Consider the following 18,718-nt stretch of genomic DNA (forward strand, 5'->3'; position numbering starts at 1 on the left):
CTATATATAAAGGATTTATTTTTTCAGAAAACCAGATAAAGTTTCTTCAATGTCTTTTAAATCATCAAAGGAGTTTTTAATTATCCATTCACAAAGCAATACTGAATGTTTGATTTTGTCGAAAGTTACAGTATTGTTTGTAATAGCAGAGAATAATACTTTTAGAAATTCAGCTCCATCAACATTATCTAGCCAATTGGTTTCATTTTTACCTTTGGAAATGTAAGATTGATTTATAAACTTTTTTTCCCATTTATTTTCTTCTATCCAATTATTGATCACTCCTAGAGTAATCTTAAGACTACTTATTTCTGGAATAGCATTTAAAACGTCAAAAATAGCATCAATATTTAGAAGATAATTTTCAAACATTTTTCTTTTAGTAAAAACTACTGAGTTTTTACTTTTTCTCGCTAAATCTTCTTTTTCAGTCTTAGTCAATTTTTCACTATCAAAAAAGAAACCAATTGCAGGAGGTAATAATCCTTTTCCAGTACTCAATTTTTCATAAGTTTTAAAAATCAAGTCGGCATTCTTTTTTTGATTAAAATCTCCTGTATTAATTACAGAAAGTACAACATTTCCCATTAAAGAAATTCCATTAATTTTTTCAATTATTTTTGGAAAACAAATTTCTTCAGTTTTTCCTTCTACCCATAAAATGCTATCTGCTCCAAAAACATCTGAAAGTTTTGCACCAATTTCAGCAAGATAATTTTGCTGATTATTAGTTTCTTGTAGGTCTACGGTTTCTATTTTGCTTTCCGCATTCTTATATTTAACAATGTGAATTGTTTGCGGATTTGATGCAGCAATTGTTGCAGGCGAATGTGTAGAAATAATAAATTGATGTTGCGAATGTTCTTTTAAGATTTCAATGAGTTTTTTTGCTGCTCCAGGATGAAGAAAACTATTTGGTTCGTCAATAATAATCACTTTAGGGATATCCGAAGTTAAAATCACATACAATATTGCTAAAACTTGTCCTATGCCGGTTCCACATTCTGATAATGGAACAACTAAATCACTTCTTTCTAATTCAGGATTTTCGTTCCAAACCACTATTTCTACACGATTACTTTGGTCATTAAATGGTCTAATTGATATTTGATAAATTTGTGGAAATATTTTGCGAACATACGAATTGTATCTTTCGAATCGAATTTTATCTCCTTGAAGTATATTTAAAACTTCAGGTAGATTTGATGCATCTGAATTTAAAATATTATTAATTCCAAAATTTGATTTACCTATATTTAGTCTCTCGGCTTTAAAACAATAAAATCGAGCGATTAGCTTATTGACTATGTGAATAGAAAAGTCATTCTGACTTGAAGTTTCTAGAGTGAATTTTATTTGTTTAGATATGTCATGATGAAATGCATTTGAGAAATTGCTTTTGACAGTAGATTCAAGATGAAAAGCTGATGATTTAAGTTGACCATTTTCTATTACACATAGTATTTTATTAATATCATTGTCGAAATAAGAATCAAAAAAGCGATCATTATTTAAATCAAATAAATTTATATCTCCATTTTTTAATTGGTTCATAAAAAACTGACCTCCTGGAATATTATGGTTTAAGAAAAAAATTTTTATTTCTTTTTTTGAAACAGATAGTTCGATATTTAACGTAGATTTTTGTGAAAATGTTGATTGAATTGTTTGTATAGTTTTGCTGCTTTTATGAGGATTTCCTCTAAAATCTAAACTTAAAGCCTGAAGTAAGGCTGTTTTTCCAGCATTATTTTGTCCAGTAATTATATTTATACCAGCATTTAATTCGACATCATTTGTACTATAGAAGCTTTTGTAATTTTGAAGATTAAATTTTGTTATATACATAATGTTTGTTTGTTTTTAAGATTAAAAGTAATGATTTTTAAATGTCGGAAAGACGATCAATTCCACGAACTATACTATAGAAGAAAATATATTTGAGAAAATAATCTTGAATTCTGATATAAAAAAAACTCCAAGTAATTGGAGCTTTTTTATTTTTGATCTTTTATGTTTATTCGCTTTTTTCGAATACCACATTATCTCTTGTGTTTTTTTGTACTGAAATTGCACCAAAAAGTGCCAGCAAAAAGGCAAATGCATAAAAACCTTTTTCACTTGGCAGAATAGTCGCGTTCCAAAGTCCAACAACTAATAACACAATAGATAACAGCGTTCCGAACCAACAAATCCCATAGTAGATATCAGTTACAGGAAGTTTTTCAAGTCTGTCTCTTACACTTTTTTGCAATGAAACAACAGCAAATAATCCAAACATTAAAACTGTAAAATAATATCCCTTTTCGTTTAATAACATTTCGGCTCTTGCAAGTCCAACGATAAAACCTACTGTTCCAGCTCCAAGAGCTACCCAAGATGCCGCTATAAAGGCATTCGATGTTTTTTGTACCATATTCTTTAATTTAATAGTCATGTTTTGGTTAGCAACAAATATAATTAAATAAGATTCTGATTATAATAAAACGAAATAAATATTATTACGTATAATCTTCTAAAATGTTAAACAAAAAAAGCTCCATTTTCATGGAGCTTTTTTCGAATTTAAAGTAAGAATGTATTATTTCATTAATTGCTGTAAAGGTTTCAATTGGTCCATATTAATATTTGATTGTTTTAAAACGCTCATTAAGGTCATAATATTATTAGGATTCATATTTTTTCCTAAAACGCGAACCACTGCAAAACCATTTTCTTTTCTGTTAGCAAAAATCACAAATTCTTCGATATTATCGTCAGTGCCAACATAACTTACAGATGCACCGTCTTTACCAGAACCAACTGTCATTAATTGTTGATATTTAGGATCTTTCAGAATTGCTTTAACCTTAGTTCTTTCTGTTTCAAACTGCACTTGATTTTTATCATTTGCTTTGAAAGCCAGAATATTCATTTTGTCGAAAGAATTCAAAGCTTCACTTTGTTCTGCAGATAATTTTGTTTTATCTAAATTCAAAATGCTAGGCGAAACATCGAGCGCAATAAAATCTTTATTATCACTGTTTTGCACAAAATACTTCTGCAATGAAGGTTCAGAATTACAACTTACTAAAGTTAGCAATACTAAAAGAGCTGTAGTAAAAACGTTTGCTTTCATAATTATTATTTTTTGCCTTTAGAAGCTTTTTTAAGATCAGAACCACCAGGAAGTTGCATTTTATCTGTTAGTACTGAAATTTCGTTTAAATCAAAATTACCGGTTAGAGAAAGCAAAACAGTTTCGTCATTTTTTGCGCCGTCAACAAACATAAGCAATTCTTTAATTTGCGTATCACTTGCGCCTGATTTTACCATTATACGAACATTTTTACCGCTGTCATTTACACGCATTAATTCTTCTAAACCTGCCGTTTTGATGTATTTATCTGCTGAAGCTTTCATGTCTGCTTCAACTTTTGCATTCTTGGTAGTAAACACTTTTAAGTAGTCTAATTTCTTGATCAGGTTAATATATTGTTGTGTTTCTTTGTCAGAAGCATCAACTTTAACTTTACTCATTAAATCAAACATTTTTTTGTTTACAATTACAGATGTTACGTCGTCCTGACCATCAAATTTGTCAAAAGCACCTTGTGCATAAAAAGCTTGTGTAACAAATGCGAAAACTAGTGTTATGATGAAATTTTTCATTTTTGATTGAATTTAAATTATTGTTTAAAAATTTTGTTTTTTGATTGTTCGTATTCTTTAACGTATTGTACACTTTCGATACCTACATTAACATTGTTTGACAATAATGCTAAAGCTTTTTGCGTTGCCGCAAGTGCTTCTTCAGGATTGTCATAGGTTCCTAATTCTGATTGCGCTACAACCGGATCTGCAGGTTTTTGGCTCACATAAAAAAAGGTCCCTATTCCTAGTAAAAGAACAGCTGAAGCCGCAATTGACAACCACGCCACATTTCGTTTTTTAGTTTGTAGTGGTATTTCCTGCGTCGATTTTTGTTCTCTTACCTGAGAAAAATAACCAAACATTGGTTTGTATTGCTCCAAATGCTGCGCAACATTTGATGACGAAAAGTATTCTTTTAATTCCTTTTCTTCTGCAATAGAAGTTTCTCCCTGAAAGTATTTTTCTAATATATTTTCTATTTTATCTAATTCCATAACTGTGTGTATTAACCATTGATTCTCTTATTTTTTTTCTCGCTCTCGAAAGTGCCACCCGAATAGCCGTTTCATTCATGTTGACAATTTTTGCGATTTCATCAAATTCATATTGTTCAACATCGCGTAACTGAATTAATATTTGAAGTTGTTCAGGCAACTGACTTATAATTTTCTCAACCCATTCCAGACTATCAGAATCTTCGAGCTTTTTATCTAATTGAGGTTCCCGATCCGTAAAATTGTTATGAACTATTTTAAGATTTCCCGCTCTTTTCGATTTTAGCTGATCCAGACAATAATTTTTAGTCATTGTCATCGCAACAGCTTCTATATTATTGTATGCATCCAAATTGTCTTTTTTATTCCATAATTTCACCATTACCTCCTGAGTAGCATCTTCAGCTTCCTCGGTACTGGTAAGCAATCGTTTTGCCAGACGAAAAACTTTGTCTTTAAAAGGATTTACTAATTCTATAAACACAATCTGGTTCATATACGATTATTTTGGTTTTTTGGTCACTTGTGTAATTCACCGGTTTTAAGAATAATTTGAACTATTTTAAGCTCTTTTCACTCTATAAACCGAAAGATTACCCGTTAGCTTATATAGTCAAGACGAGGCACAATTCTTTTTGTTACAGCCTAATTTATTTTTTTTCTTAAAAAAAATGAAATAAACTTATTATAGTTAAAACTAAAGATACTATTTTTACGTTAGTACTACATAGATACCACTATATGAAAACAATTTTAAAGAGTGTATTACTCTTATTCCTACTTGCATTTTCTTTGCAATCTTGTGAGGATCAAGATGATGTCGCAGCTCCAGCTGATTTGCAGATCAATAATTTTATCTGGAAAGGATTAAATCAATATTATTTATGGCAAGCAGATGTGCCTAATTTAGCTGATAATCGCTTTAGTAACCAAGAAGCTTTAAATTCATTTTTAAGAGGATATTCTACTCCTGAAAATTTATTTCAGGATTTACTAAACAAACCAATTAGCAAATTCCCAAAAGGTCAGGCAATTGATCGTTTTAGCTGGATTGTTGAAGATTATACTGTCTTAGAACAAGAACTTCAGGGAACTTCTAAAAATGATGGTGTAGATTTCAGACTTAGTTACAAACCAGGAAGCACAACAGAACTTGTAGGTTTTGTGCGCTATATCCTTCCAAATTCTAATGCATCAACCAAAGCTATAAAACGCGGCGATTTGTTCACTGGAGTAAACGGAACTCAATTAACAGCTTCAAATTATCAAGCACTTTTAGGAGCTGATAGTTATACGCTTAATCTTGCTACTTACGACGGAAACACTGTTACAACAAATGGTAAGACGGTTTCTTTAGCGAAAACAACTTTAGACGAAAATCCAATTTATATTAATAAAGTGATTGTTTCAGGAAGTCATAAAATTGGGTATTTGATGTACAACGGATTTTATGGCAATTATGATGCTCAACTAAATGCAGCTTTCGCCGAATTAAAAGCTCAGGGAATTACTGATTTTGTTTTGGATTTAAGATATAACGGAGGTGGCTCTATTCAAACAGCAACACGTTTGGCTAGTATGATTACCGGACAATTTAAAGATAAAATTTTCGCTAAAATAAAATGGAACCCTAAAGTAAATGCTTATTACGAAAGTGAAGATGCAGAATCTCTTAATGACAGATTTGTTGACAAAATGGACGGAGCTCCAATTAACAGTCTGAATTTGACCAAAATTTATGTTATTACAACTGGTGGAACTGCATCTGCAAGTGAATTAGTTATAAATGGTTTAGTACCATATATTACTGTAGTTAAAGTAGGTGAAACAACTGTAGGTAAAAACGTAGGTTCAATTACAGTTTATGATTCTCCAACTTTTGGAAAAACAAACAGAAATCCAAATCACAAATATGCTATGCAGCCTTTGGTTTTAAAAATCGTAAATGCTGCTGATTTTGGCGAATATACTGATGGTTTAAAACCAACTATTGAGCAAAAAGAACTTATTGGAAACTTAGGAACTTTAGGAGATCCATCTGAGCCATTATTGAATATTGCAATTTCAAACATTACTGGTTCAACTGCAAAAAGAACTCAGGAAGGAAACGAAAAAGCATTACAACCTTTTACAGATTCTAAAGCTATGAATGGCTTCAAAAATCAAATGTATCTCGAAAAAGCTCCCGAAGGACTTTTAAGAGCATTAAAATAAATCACATAAAAAAACCGAAGCTAATAACTTCGGTTTTTTTTATATTATAAAACTGTAATCTATTTTTCGATTTCTCTCATAGAATCCATTTTCTTGTGAGCAAGGAAACCGGCAACATCTTCAAAGTGTTCCTTCACACGTTTGTTTCCAAACTCAAAAACCTTAGTTGCTAATCCGTCAAGGAAATCACGGTCGTGAGAAACCAAGATTAAAGTTCCGTCAAAATCACGCAATGCATCTTTAATAATATCTTTAGTCTTCATATCAAGGTGATTCGAAGGCTCATCCAAAATCAATAAGTTAACAGGCTCCAATAATAATTTAATCATTGCCAAACGTGTTTTTTCTCCTCCAGAAAGCACTTTTACTTTCTTAGTAATATCATCACCCTGAAACATAAATGCTCCAAGAATATTTTTAATCTGAGTACGAATATCTCCAACTGCAATAGCATCAATAGTTTCAAAAATAGTAGCATTTTCGTCTAATAAAGAAGCTTGGTTTTGAGCAAAATATCCAATTTGAGAATTGTGACCAATTTCAACACTTCCTTCATCAATACCAATTTCTTTCATGATCGCTTTGATCATTGTCGATTTTCCTTCACCATTTTTACCTACGAAAGCAACTTTTTCTCCTCTTTCGATCACAATATTAGCGTCTTTAAAAACTACGTGATCTCCATATGCTTTAGAAAGTTCCTTTACCACAACAGGATATTGTCCTGAACGTGCTGCTGGTGGAAATTTCAATTTTAATGCAGAATTATCTACTTCATCAACCTGAACAATTACCAACTTCTCAAGCATTTTAACACGAGACTGAACTGCATCTGTTTTAGAGAAAGTTCCTTTAAAACGATCAATAAAAGCTCTGTTATCAGCAATCATTTTTTGTTGCTCATCGTATGCTTTTTGTTGGTGAATACGACGATCTTTTCTTAATTCTAAATAATGAGAATATTTTGCTTTATAATCGTAAATTCTTCCCATTGTAACTTCAATAGTACGATTTGTAATGTTATCTACAAACGCTCTATCGTGCGAGATTACCACAACAGCTTTCGCCGAATTAATCAAAAACTCTTCTAACCATTGAATACTTTCAATATCCATGTGATTCGTTGGCTCATCCAGTAAAATCAAGTCCGGTTTTTGCAATAAGATTTTTGCCAATTCAATACGCATTCTCCATCCTCCTGAAAACTCAGAAGTCTGACGTGTAAAATCTTCACGTTCGAATCCTAAACCAACAAGAATTTTCTCAACTTCAGCTTCGTAATTTACTTCTTCGATTGCATAAAATTTCTCACTCAAGTCAGAAACTCTTTCGATCAATTTCATGTAAGCATCACTTTCGTAATCTGTACGAACCGTTAATTGCTCATTGATTTCGTCGATTTCGGCTTTCATTTTAAAAATTTCACCAAAAGCTTTTGATGCTTCTTCCATTACAGTAGAACCATCTTTTGTCAACAAATGCTGAGGCAAATAAGCCACTACAGCATCTTTAGGAGTCGAAATACTTCCGGTTGAAGGCTTGCTTTGACCTGCAATTATTTTTAAAAGTGTCGATTTTCCCGCACCATTTTTACCCATAAGGGCAATTTTATCATTTTCATTTATAGCAAAAGAAACATCGCTAAATAATGTAGTTCCACCAAACTGAACCGAAATATCGTTAACTGTAATCATTACTTTCTGTGAATTTGTTTAATCGGTTAATCGTTTAGCTGTTAACCCATTTTTTTCGTGGTGCAAAGATAGATTTAATTAGATAATGTGCCAATTTGAAAATTAGATAATTTTGAAAATGTGTTAATTAGATAAAATCCTAATTAAATAATACCTAAATCGTGACGAACGAAACAGCAATTGTCTTTTCATATTTCAAAATTTTAATCTTATCTTGTATAAGAATTTAAAAATCAGGAAAATATGAGAACGAAATTAAACTTGACGATCTGTCTAATTGCAGGATTAATATTTGGACTTTCTGCAAATGCACAAAAAACCGTAATTAAAAAAGAAGCTTTACCGGCAAATGCTCAAACTTTCTTAAAGACTCACTTTGGATCAAAAAAACCGAGCTATATATTGGAAGACAAAGAAATCCTCTCTACAGAATACAAAGTTCAATTTGATAATAAAACCGAAATCGAATTTGATAAAAAAGGAAACTGGAAAGAAGTTGATGCTAAAGACAATAAAATGCCAAGTTCTATTATTCCAAAAAAAATTGCTTCTTATATAAAAGCAAATTTCCGTAAAGAAAAAATAACCAAAATAGAATTAGGATCTTCAGGATACGAAACAAAACTAACCAACGGCTTAGAATTGAAATTCAATCTAAAAGGAGATTTCATCAAGATCGACAAATAAAAAAACACAAAACCCGACATGTTCCTAAAAACTTGTCGGGTTTGCTAAATTATCTAATTTTCAAATTGACTAATTATCTAATTAAAATTAGTCTTTTCTCCATTTTTTAGTTTCCTCAAAAACATGTTCTAAGATTGCAGATTCTGTTTCATCAAAATCAATGTTTCGTCTTCCCATAACTAATCTTGCTGTTTCAAAAGCTTTTTTAGTTACATAAGTAGTAAAACCTGCCGCTCCACCCCAAGAAAAACTCGGAACAAAATTGCGAGGAAAACCACTTCCAAAAATATTCGCGCTCACTCCTACTACAGTTCCTGTATTAAACATTGTATTGATTCCGCATTTACTATGATCTCCCATCATTAAACCACAAAATTGAAGTCCGGTTTTTGCAAACCCTTCAGTCTCGTAGCTCCATAATTTCACTTCTTCATAGTTGTTTTTTAGGTTCGAATTGTTGCTGTCTGCTCCAATATTACACCATTCACCCAAAACAGAATCACCTAAAAATCCATCATGCCCTTTATTTGAATTAGCAAAAAGAACCGAATTTTTAACTTCTCCTCCAATTCTTGATCCCGGACCAACTGTAGTCGCGCCGTAAACTTTTGCATTCAGTTTTACCTGAGCATTTTCACATAAAGCAAAAGGGCCACGAATTACTGTTCCTTCCATGATTTCAGAATTCTTACCAATATATATTGGTCCGCTTGAAGCATTCAGAGTAACAAATTCTAATTTCGCTCCTTCTTCAATAAATATATTTTCGGGCGCTATAACATTTACGCTTTTCGGGATTTGTTGCGATTTTCTGCCTTCTGTCAGATAAATAAAATCTTCACGAATTGCAGCATCATTTTTAGAGAAAATATCCCATGTATGTTCAACCGTTAAAGAATCTTCGTTGTATTGAATTATCTCGTAAGAATCAAAATCGACTCCTTCCTGATTTTCATTTGTAAAAAAAGCAATTACATCATCGCCTTTAAATATCGCCTGATTTGTTGTTAGATTAGAAACCATTTCGGCAAGAGTATCATTTGGTAAATACGCTGCGTTAATCATTACGTTTTCTTCCAATTCTACCATCGGAAATTTCTCCGATAAATATTCCTCAGTAATAGTTGTTATGGTTGAACCTAAGCGCGCTTCCCATTTTTGACGAATCGTCATGATTCCAATTAAGATATCAGCAACAGGTCTTGTAAACGTAAAAGGTAATAGTGCATTCCGGACGGGACCGTCAAAAAGAATGTAATTCATAAATAAAAATATTTGGTACTTGTTAAAATCTGATTTGGTTATCAGGTTCAAAGTTACGAATATTTTATTTTGTGCAATTAAATGTCTTATGGTAACAAAAGAAAAACCGGCAAATACAATTTAAAACAGTAAGCTTAAGATCTACTTTTATTTATTTCTGCTTTTACGATCTGGCTGTTTAAAATATTTAACCAATTCTATAGAATATATTACACTTGTAATCTTCCATTTACCATCTCTTTTAATAAGATTTAAATACTTACTTCCCCAATTAGTCATTTTTCCATTAGCCCAAAAACTATAATCCATTGCTACTGAAGCAACGGTTCCGTCTTCTATAATTTTAATATTATCAAATTTGTCTTCGGTAGTTTTATAGCTAAATAAGCCTCTTAGAAAATCTTTGTAAGATCCTGAAAAATAATTACTCCCGAATTTTGCTTCTCCTTTTTCCTCAATTTCTCTAGTCCTAGTTCGGTCTTTATCAGCTGCACACCAAACTACATGATCATCATTAAACAAACTATAAAATGCAATAGAATCTTTTTCGATTACACTTTTTGAGTAGGAATCAATTATAGCCAAAATCTTTTTCTTATTCTCCATTTTTTGTTGTCCATAACAATGTATTACTGTTAAAAATACAAATGTCAAGATGTTGATTTTTTTCATTTAATTAAACTTTTGAAATTTTATTCTTAATGATTTTATACTCAATTGTAAGACCTTCATATCCATAAGCATCGGCTTTCATTTCTTCTATTGCGGCATAACTTACAGGATGAAGATTCGATATTATTGAAGCCAAAGAATTATGCAAAGCCTCTATAAACTTTGCTTTATCATCTTTTAAATTTGTGGAATCTGAAATTTTAATAGTCAGAAAGAAACTATTTTTCTTTAATTCGGCTAAAGATTTCGAATTGATGAACCAGAGATAATCTGGTATAAAAGACACTGTTACAACAGTAACTTCTGGTTTTTTATTTAGTATTTCTTTAGTGAGACTGCTAATAGTCTGTACTAACTCTTTTGCCAAAGCAGGATTTTCCTGACCGCTGACTTGTAGATTAATTGCTGGCATACTTCAAATATTAATTGATTATTGAAGTACAAAATTGAATCTAAATAAACAGTTATTTATTGATGTATGTTAAGAGTTTTATACGACTCAACGATTCTGGTTTAATCCCAAGATAAGAAGCAATATGGTATTGAGAAATCTGCTGTTCTATTCCCGGATGTGTTTTATAGAGTATTTCCAGTCTTTCGGCTGCAGAATTTTTCAGAAAAGAGGTTTCTCGTCTACATTTTCTAATAAAAAAATCATCCGAAATATATTTTGCCAACTTTAAAAATGCAAAATCCTCTTCAATTAATTGATTAAACTTTTTAAGAGTTATGTACATAATTTCAGTTTCAGCCAGAGCTTCAATGTTGCAGTTTGTTGGACTTTGAGTTAAATAACTTGTATAAGCGGTTACAAAATTATTTTCAAGATAAAAATCATTATTATATTCAACTCCATCATTTTGAACATACGATCGAAGTTTCCCTGAATTTACTATTCCAATAAATTCACAAACAGAACCTTCCTGAATTAAATGTTCTTTTTTCTTTAAAACTTTAAACTGGAGTTCATTATTAAACTTTTCAAAATGACACTTCTCTAATCCCAGTTTTTCAAAAACATCTCTAAGTGACTCCATTTGATTGTTTTTAAAATTATTTTATTCAAAGATAAAAATATCACGTAACATAGATTCGTCTAAACAACTATTATCTTTTAGACATTTTAAACCACAAAAAAAGCCTTCCGATTGGAAGGCTTTTGTATAAATAAAAACAGTTATTAGTTTTTAACGTGTTTTGCATATTTAGTTTTGAATTTATCAATACGTCCTGCAGTATCGATAAGTTTAGATTTACCAGTATAAAAAGGGTGAGATGTTCTAGAAATCTCCATTTTTACAACTGGATACTCAACTCCGTCAACTTCAATTGTTTCTTTTGTATCTGCAGTAGATTTAGTGATAAAAACTTCGTCATTTGACATGTCTTTAAATGCAACTAATCTGTAATTTTCTGGGTGAATTCCTTTTTTCATCTTTTTCTTTTATTTATTGTTCAGAGCATTTTATTTTGAAGCTTTTCCATGGTTAGAAAAAGGTGTAAACAAAGGTTACTCTTTTTTTGTTTAAAAATTTTAATTATTTTGAGTCTGCAAATTTACAATTCTTTTTTAATATACAAATCTTTAGCCCACTTTTTTTTAGTTAAATTCAAAAAGCTTTTTTTACCTCTCATTATATTGGGAATTGCTATATTTGTGGATTAATTAATTATAAATTTATGGATAAAAATATATCTCCTGCCAAGTCAGGAACCATGTTCGGGGTTTTGTTCGGTGTTATAATGGTTTTAGAATTTGTCATTATGTATGTAATTGGCATGAAATCATTAGTAAATTCTAGTGCTGGAGTAATTGTAAATATTGCAAATTATTTAGTTTTACCACTATTATTTATTTACTTAGGATGTAATCATTACAAAAAAGATATTAACAACGGTTTCATCTCTTTTTCTGAAAGTTTAAAAACCGGAGTTTCTATAACGGTCCTCGCAGCTTTGATATATGCAATCTTTAATGTGATTTTTAATTATATATTTCCTGATTTCATAAACGAAATGCTTGAAATTACGCGAGACGGAATGCTTGCTAAAAACCCTGAAATGACTGCAAAAGAGTTGGAAGTAGGACTTGGTATGGTAAAAAAATTCATGAATCCATTAATTGTTTTCCCAGTAACAATTGCCATGTATGCTTTCATTGGCTTAGTATACTCACTAATTGTCGGCGCAATCGTAAAAAATGACAAACCCTAAAGTTTATAATACAATATAAATGAATTTATCTATACTTATACCGCTTCTAAACGAAGAGGAATCACTACAAGAACTCTATTCGTGGATTATTAAAGTGATGCAATCTAATAATTACTCTTATGAAATCATTTTTGTAGATGATGGTAGTACGGATGATTCTTGGAATATTATTGAAGGTTTTTCTAAGGAAAATTCCAATGTAAAAGGGATTCGATTCATGAAGAACTTTGGAAAATCACAAGCGCTGCATGCTGGTTTTGCTAAAGCACAAGGTGATGTGATTATTACTATGGATGCCGATTTGCAGGATAGTCCGGATGAGATTCCGGGATTGTACGAAATGATTACAGCTCAGAAATTTGATTTGGTTTCTGGTTGGAAAAAGAAACGTTACGATTCTGTGGTGGCAAAAAATCTTCCTTCTAAATTATTTAATTGGGCTGCCAGAAAAACTTCGGGAGTTGAATTGAATGATTTTAATTGCGGATTAAAAGCGTACAAAAACACGGTTGTAAAAAACATAGAAGTTTCGGGTGAAATGCACCGATATATTCCGGTTTTGGCAAAAAATGCCGGTTTTAGTAAAATTGGCGAAAAAGTTGTTATTCACCAAGCTCGTAAATATGGTGAGACTAAATTTGGAATGGAGCGTTTTATAAACGGTTTTCTGGATTTAATTACAATTTGGTTTTTATCCCGATTTGGAAAAAGACCAATGCACTTATTTGGTGCAATGGGTTCGTTAATGTTTATTATCGGATTTTTATTGGCGGGTTATATTGGAGTTTCAAAATTATACCATATGTATAATGGAATGAAATATAGCTTAATAACCAGTAATCCATGGTTCTTTATTGCTTTGACAACTATGATTTTAGGAACTCAGTTATTCCTGGCAGGTTTTCTTGGTGAGATTATTTTGAGAACTAAAAGTAACGAAGCACGTTATAAAGTAGCCCGAGAGGTTAATTTTTAACGTAAAGCCCTAGCCCTGATAGAAGGGAAAATCCTTTTATATTGTTTTTTCTACAATATAAAAGATTGGAATGATAGCAGGAAATAGCTCCTAAAAATTATTATTATTTTAAAATATAAAAAATAGACGAATGATGAATATAGCACCTAATATTTTGAATGCTGTAAACGAATGGTTAACCCCTACATTTGACAACGAAACTCAAGCTGCGGTTAAGGAATTAATAACGACATCGCCTAAAGAACTTGAAGAAAGTTTTTATAAAAATCTGGAATTTGGAACTGGCGGAATGCGCGGTGTAATGGGCGTTGGAGATAATAGAATCAACAAATATACGCTTGGAAAAAACACGCAAGGTTTGTCTGATTACATGCATGAAGTTTTTCCAAATCAACCTTTAAAAGTTGTTATTGCTTACGATTGTCGTCATAACAGTAATACATTGGCAAAAGTTGTTGCTGATGTTTTCTCTGCAAACGGAATTCATGTTTATTTATTCTCGGATTTGCGTCCAACTCCTGAATTATCATTTGCTCTTAAATATTTAGGTTGTCAATGCGGAATCGTATTAACTGCTTCTCACAATCCACCTGAATATAATGGTTATAAAGTTTATTGGGAAGATGGCGGACAAATCGTTCCTCCTCAGGATGCTGCAATTATTAACGTAATTGAAAATCTGGGTTACGATAAAATTAAATTTAATGCTAACGAAAGCCTTATTCAATATATCGATACCGAAATTGACAAAGCTTTTGTGAAATCATCTATAGAAAACGCAAGTTTTAATACTCCGGCTGAAGCCAAAGACAACTTACAGATTGCTTTTACTTCATTGCACGGAACTTCGATAAAATCTATTCCTGACACTTTATCACAAGCTGGTTACAAAAATGTACATATTGTACCGGAACAAGCGATTCCTGATGGGAATTTCCCAACTGTAAAATCTCCAAATCCTGAAGAGCCGGAAGCTTTGACAATGGCTTTGGCTTTGGCCGATAAAACAAATTCGGATATTGTGGTTGGAACTGATCCTGATTGTGACCGTCTTGGTGTTGCTGTTAGAAATAATGATGGTAAAATGATTTTGCTTAACGGAAATCAAACCATGATTTTGATGACTTCTTTCTTATTGAAACAATGGAAAAAAGCGGGTAAAATCAACGGAAAACAATTTGTAGGTTCTACAATTGTTTCGACTCCAATGATGATGGAATTAGCAACAAGTTATGGCGTTGAATGCAAAGTTGGTTTGACCGGCTTTAAATGGATCGCCAAAATGATTAAAGATTTCCCGGAACTCGAATTTATTGGAGGTGGTGAAGAAAGCTTTGGTTTTATGGTTGGTGATGCCGTTAGAGATAAAGATGCCGTTGCTGCTACCTTATTAATATGCGAAGTTGCTGCTCAGGCAAAAGCTGCCGGAAGCAGTGTTTACAAAGAACTTTTACAACTTTATGTTGAAAATGGTTTCTACAAAGAACACTTGGTTTCATTGACCAAAAAAGGAATGGAAGGTTTACAGGAAATCAACCAAATGATGATTGATTTACGTGAAAATCCTCTAAAAGAAATCAGCGGACAACGCGTTATTATGGTTGAAGATTATCAATCGTCAATTGCATTGAATTTATTGACTGGTGAAGAATCTACAATGGATATTCCGAAATCAAATGTATTGATTTATTATACTGAAGATGGTTCTAAAATTTGCGCCAGACCAAGTGGAACTGAACCAAAAATCAAATTCTACATTAGTGTAAATGCAGAATTAGATTCAGTTGAAAATTTTGACGCTGCAGAAAGTTTCTTAGACGAAAAAATTCAAAATATCATTGCAGGAATGCAATTGAAATAATAAATAATGAGTAGATTGTCTAATCTATCATTTATCACATTATATAGATTAGACAAATCATATTAATACCGAAATAGCAATCAAATTATTATCTAGTAAAAAGTTAAAACAACATACAGATAAAAACCAAAACACTACATTTCAATACAATACAATTGTGCACACAGTGTGTGCAAAATTCAGCTATAAATCCAAATAGAGAATTATTGCTAGAAAAACTCGAAAGAGCCATTGCTATAGCAGAAAATAACATCCACAAATAAATGAGTACTTTCAAAAAAATAGTTCCTTTTATATATCCGTATAAAAAATACGCATTCTTAAACATTTTTTTTAATGTTTTGTACGCACTTTTTAGCACACTTTCTTTTGTTGCTTTAATACCAATGCTTCAGGTATTATTTGACCAAACAAAGGCAAGAAAAATAAAACCAGTATATCACGGAATTTTAAAACTCCAACAATATGGTGAAGATTACTTAAGCTATTACATCACCACTACAAAAGGCAATCATGATCCAGGCTACATTTTAGCTGTAATGGTAACAATTATCATTTCGATCTTTTTATTAAAAAACTTAGCAGATTATTTAGCCATGTTTTTCATCACCTTTTTACGAAATGGTGTTTTAAAAGATATGCGAAATGCATTGTATAAAAAAACTCTCGAACTTCCTTTAGCATTTTATTCTGAGAAAAGAAAAGGTGATGTTATTTCAAGAATTTCTGCGGATGTAAATGAAGTTCAAAACTCATTTTTAGCAATACTGGAACTTATTGTAAAAGAACCCTTAACTATAGTCTTTACCATAACAACAATGCTACTTATTAGCACTAAACTAACATTATTTGTTTTTATTTTTATTCCAATTTCAGGTTATATTATTTCATTAATTGGAAAACAACTTAAAAAACAATCAACGAGAGCACAAGAAGAACAAGGAACTTTTTTATCTACTATAGAAGAAACTATTGGTGGACTAAAAGTGGTAAAAGGATATAATTCTGAAAACTATTTTAATACTGTTTTTCAAAATTCAACTGAGCGTTTCTTTTATTTATCAAATAAAATAGGTAATCGCCAGAATTTAGCTTCTCCTGCCAGTGAGTTTATGGGAATTACCGTTATTGCCATTTTATTGTGGTACGGAGGACAAATGGTTTTGATTGACAAAACACTAAGCGGTCCTTCATTTATCGCTTACATGGGATTAGCTTATAATATCCTTACGCCTGCAAAAGCAATCTCTAAAGCTTCATACGGAGTAAAAAGAGGAAATGCTGCTGCTGAACGTGTTCTTGAAATTCTAGAACAGGAAAACACTATTGTTTCAAAAGAAAATGCAGTTGAAAAAACAACTTTTGATGATAAAATAAGCATTCAGAACATTAATTTTAAATACGAAGACCAAGCAGTTCTGAAAGACTTTTCTCTTGAAATTAAAAAAGGCCAAACTGTCGCTCTCGTTGGACAATCAGGAAGTGGAAAAAGTACTATCGCAAACTTATTGACACGTTTTTATGATGTGAATGACGGAACAATTTCGATTGACGGCACCAACATCAAAGACATGAATCTTCAGTCACTTCGCAGCTTAATGGGATTAGTAACTCAAGATAGCATCTTATTTAATGATACTATCAAGGCAAATATCGCTTTAGGAAAACTAGACGCTACAGACGACGAAATTATTGAAGCGCTGAAAATCGCCAATGCTTATGAATTTGTAAAAGATCTACCGAACGGTATTTATACAAATATTGGAGACAGCGGAAACAAAATTTCCGGTGGACAAAAACAACGTTTATCAATTGCTCGTGCTGTATTAAAGAATCCTCCTATTATGATTCTGGACGAAGCAACATCTGCATTAGATACTGAAAGCGAAAAATTTGTTCAGGAAGCTTTAGAGAATATGATGCAAAACAGAACATCAATCGTAATTGCTCACAGACTTTCAACAATTCAAAAAGCAGATGTAATTGTGGTAATGCAAAAAGGAAAAATTGTAGAGCAAGGAACTCACGATGAATTAATTGCGCATAACGGAACTTATAACAAACTCGTTACAATGCAATCTTTCGAATCATAACAGACTTAAATTCTGTTTAAAAATACTTACTTAAGTTATCTACAGGTTTAATAACCACAGAAAACTAAGTAAGTATTTTTTTTATAGTTTATTATAAAATCAATTTGTAATTTTATTAGAAATACTAAATCGCCTACTAAAATGTATTTCAAAAATCCAAACATAATACTTCCTGAGGATCCAGATACGGTTGTTTGGAAATACTTAGATCTCTCTAAGTTCCTGGATTTATTACTTTCTAAGAAACTTTTTATGTCGCGTTCTGATAAGTTTGAAGATCAGTATGAAGGCACTTTTAGCGAACCTACTTTTGAAGAAATTAAAAAGCTAGCCATTGATAATCCAGACTTTTTAAATTACTACAAAACACATCGCGAACAAGTTGCTATAAGCAGCTGGCATATTAATGAATATGAATCGTTTGCTATGTGGCAGATTTTTACCCAAAATAGCGAAGGATTAGCGATTCAGTCTACTATTGGAAGATTGCAAAAAGCATTGAAACCTGAGAATAATTTTGATCAATATATTGGCGAAGTTAATTACATCGACTATAAAAAAGAATATATTCCGTTTGATGATTTGTTTTTCCCTTTTCTGTTTAAGCGAAAAAGTTTTCAATACGAACGTGAAGTTCGCATTATAACCGACACTTCAAAAAGCAATATTAAACTTAATGACGGATTAAAAATCAACGTTGACATCAATCAATTAATTGAGAAAATATACATTCATCCAAAATCGGAAAACTGGTACAAAAAACTCGTAATTGACTTAGTAGATCGTCTGGGTTTTGGAATTGAAATCGAAAAATCTGATTTAGAAAGCGATATTTTGATTTAAGTCCATGTCATTTTTTGTCATTTCGACAAAGGAGAAATCACACGAGAAACTCGACAAAGATTGATTACAATATT

Annotated in this window: 19 protein-coding genes; 7 read left to right on the forward strand and 12 right to left on the reverse strand. The window is 31.6% G+C overall.

Annotated features, from left to right (window positions below; genetic code table 11):
* Positions 1–15 precede the first annotated feature (15 nt).
* The 6 genes from WN975_RS14465 to WN975_RS14490 form a co-directional block, all read right to left on the reverse strand.
* A complete protein-coding gene (locus tag WN975_RS14465) occupies positions 16–1,848 on the reverse strand; it encodes an AAA family ATPase (RefSeq protein WP_337967148.1) in 1,833 nt (610 codons plus the stop codon).
* A gap of 169 nt (positions 1,849–2,017) precedes the next feature.
* Positions 2,018–2,416 carry an inner membrane protein YiaA gene (gene yiaA / locus WN975_RS14470; RefSeq protein WP_337968995.1) on the reverse strand — a complete coding sequence of 133 codons (399 nt, stop codon included), beginning with the start codon at positions 2,414–2,416 and terminating at the stop codon, positions 2,018–2,020.
* A gap of 165 nt (positions 2,417–2,581) precedes the next feature.
* The gene (locus WN975_RS14475) at positions 2,582–3,118 is read right to left on the reverse strand and encodes a DUF4252 domain-containing protein (RefSeq protein WP_337967149.1); all 537 of its coding nucleotides are present in this window, start codon (positions 3,116–3,118) and stop codon (positions 2,582–2,584) included.
* A 5-nt stretch (positions 3,119–3,123) separates the two neighbouring features.
* Entirely contained in the window at positions 3,124–3,651 is a 528-nt protein-coding gene (locus WN975_RS14480; RefSeq protein ID WP_337967150.1) for a DUF4252 domain-containing protein, read from the reverse strand.
* A gap of 17 nt (positions 3,652–3,668) precedes the next feature.
* Entirely contained in the window at positions 3,669–4,127 is a 459-nt protein-coding gene (locus tag WN975_RS14485; RefSeq protein ID WP_337967151.1) for a hypothetical protein, read from the reverse strand.
* The gene (locus WN975_RS14490) at positions 4,114–4,623 is read right to left on the reverse strand and encodes a sigma-70 family RNA polymerase sigma factor (RefSeq protein WP_099709317.1); all 510 of its coding nucleotides are present in this window, start codon (positions 4,621–4,623) and stop codon (positions 4,114–4,116) included. Before WN975_RS14490 ends, WN975_RS14485 begins: the two co-directional genes overlap by 14 nt.
* Positions 4,624–4,868: 245 nt before the next feature.
* Here WN975_RS14490 and WN975_RS14495 point away from each other — a divergent pair, with 245 nt between their 5' ends.
* The gene (locus WN975_RS14495; RefSeq protein WP_337967152.1) at positions 4,869–6,341 is read left to right on the forward strand and encodes a S41 family peptidase; all 1,473 of its coding nucleotides are present in this window, start codon (positions 4,869–4,871) and stop codon (positions 6,339–6,341) included.
* A 59-nt stretch (positions 6,342–6,400) separates the two neighbouring features.
* Here WN975_RS14495 and WN975_RS14500 read toward each other — a convergent pair whose 3' ends face one another.
* Positions 6,401–8,035, reverse strand: coding sequence for an ABC-F family ATP-binding cassette domain-containing protein (locus WN975_RS14500; protein ID WP_099709319.1), 1,635 nt, complete (start codon positions 8,033–8,035; stop codon positions 6,401–6,403).
* Between the two features lie 243 nt (positions 8,036–8,278).
* On the opposite strand from WN975_RS14500, the gene WN975_RS14505 reads away from it, so the two are divergent.
* Entirely contained in the window at positions 8,279–8,722 is a 444-nt protein-coding gene (locus WN975_RS14505; RefSeq protein ID WP_337967153.1) for a PepSY-like domain-containing protein, read from the forward strand.
* Positions 8,723–8,809: 87 nt separating this feature from the next.
* Here WN975_RS14505 and WN975_RS14510 read toward each other — a convergent pair whose 3' ends face one another.
* From WN975_RS14510 to WN975_RS14530, 5 genes are all read right to left on the reverse strand, one after another.
* Positions 8,810–9,985, reverse strand: coding sequence for a GlmU family protein (locus WN975_RS14510; protein WP_337967154.1), 1,176 nt, complete (start codon positions 9,983–9,985; stop codon positions 8,810–8,812).
* A gap of 147 nt (positions 9,986–10,132) precedes the next feature.
* Entirely contained in the window at positions 10,133–10,657 is a 525-nt protein-coding gene (locus tag WN975_RS14515) for a nuclear transport factor 2 family protein (protein ID WP_337967155.1), read from the reverse strand.
* A gap of 4 nt (positions 10,658–10,661) precedes the next feature.
* Positions 10,662–11,069, reverse strand: a complete 408-nt coding sequence (locus WN975_RS14520) for a hypothetical protein (RefSeq protein WP_337967156.1) — start codon at positions 11,067–11,069, stop codon at positions 10,662–10,664.
* A 52-nt stretch (positions 11,070–11,121) separates the two neighbouring features.
* Positions 11,122–11,694 (reverse strand): Crp/Fnr family transcriptional regulator, encoded by a 573-nt coding sequence (locus WN975_RS14525; RefSeq protein WP_337967157.1) that lies wholly within the window; start codon positions 11,692–11,694, stop codon positions 11,122–11,124.
* 143 nt (positions 11,695–11,837) lie between these two features.
* Positions 11,838–12,092 carry a type B 50S ribosomal protein L31 gene (locus tag WN975_RS14530; RefSeq protein ID WP_029272307.1) on the reverse strand — a complete coding sequence of 85 codons (255 nt, stop codon included), beginning with the start codon at positions 12,090–12,092 and terminating at the stop codon, positions 11,838–11,840.
* A gap of 245 nt (positions 12,093–12,337) precedes the next feature.
* Here WN975_RS14530 and WN975_RS14535 point away from each other — a divergent pair, with 245 nt between their 5' ends.
* The 5 genes from WN975_RS14535 to WN975_RS14555 all read left to right on the forward strand — a co-directional run bounded on the left by WN975_RS14535 (position 12,338) and on the right by WN975_RS14555 (position 18,644).
* On the forward strand, positions 12,338–12,871 hold the full coding sequence (locus WN975_RS14535; RefSeq protein ID WP_337967158.1) for a DUF4199 domain-containing protein: 534 nt from the start codon (positions 12,338–12,340) through the stop codon (positions 12,869–12,871).
* Between the two features lie 19 nt (positions 12,872–12,890).
* Positions 12,891–13,847, forward strand: a complete 957-nt coding sequence (locus WN975_RS14540) for a glycosyltransferase family 2 protein (protein ID WP_337967159.1) — start codon at positions 12,891–12,893, stop codon at positions 13,845–13,847.
* Between the two features lie 133 nt (positions 13,848–13,980).
* A complete protein-coding gene (locus WN975_RS14545; RefSeq protein WP_337968996.1) occupies positions 13,981–15,708 on the forward strand; it encodes a phospho-sugar mutase in 1,728 nt (575 codons plus the stop codon).
* Positions 15,709–15,971: 263 nt separating this feature from the next.
* Positions 15,972–17,801 (forward strand): ABC transporter ATP-binding protein, encoded by a 1,830-nt coding sequence (locus WN975_RS14550; protein ID WP_337967160.1) that lies wholly within the window; start codon positions 15,972–15,974, stop codon positions 17,799–17,801.
* Between the two features lie 141 nt (positions 17,802–17,942).
* Entirely contained in the window at positions 17,943–18,644 is a 702-nt protein-coding gene (locus WN975_RS14555; protein WP_337967161.1) for a DUF2971 domain-containing protein, read from the forward strand.
* Positions 18,645–18,718 lie beyond the last annotated feature (74 nt).

The sequence above is a fragment of the uncultured Flavobacterium sp. genome, assembly GCF_951805225.1.
Taxonomy (GTDB): domain Bacteria; phylum Bacteroidota; class Bacteroidia; order Flavobacteriales; family Flavobacteriaceae; genus Flavobacterium.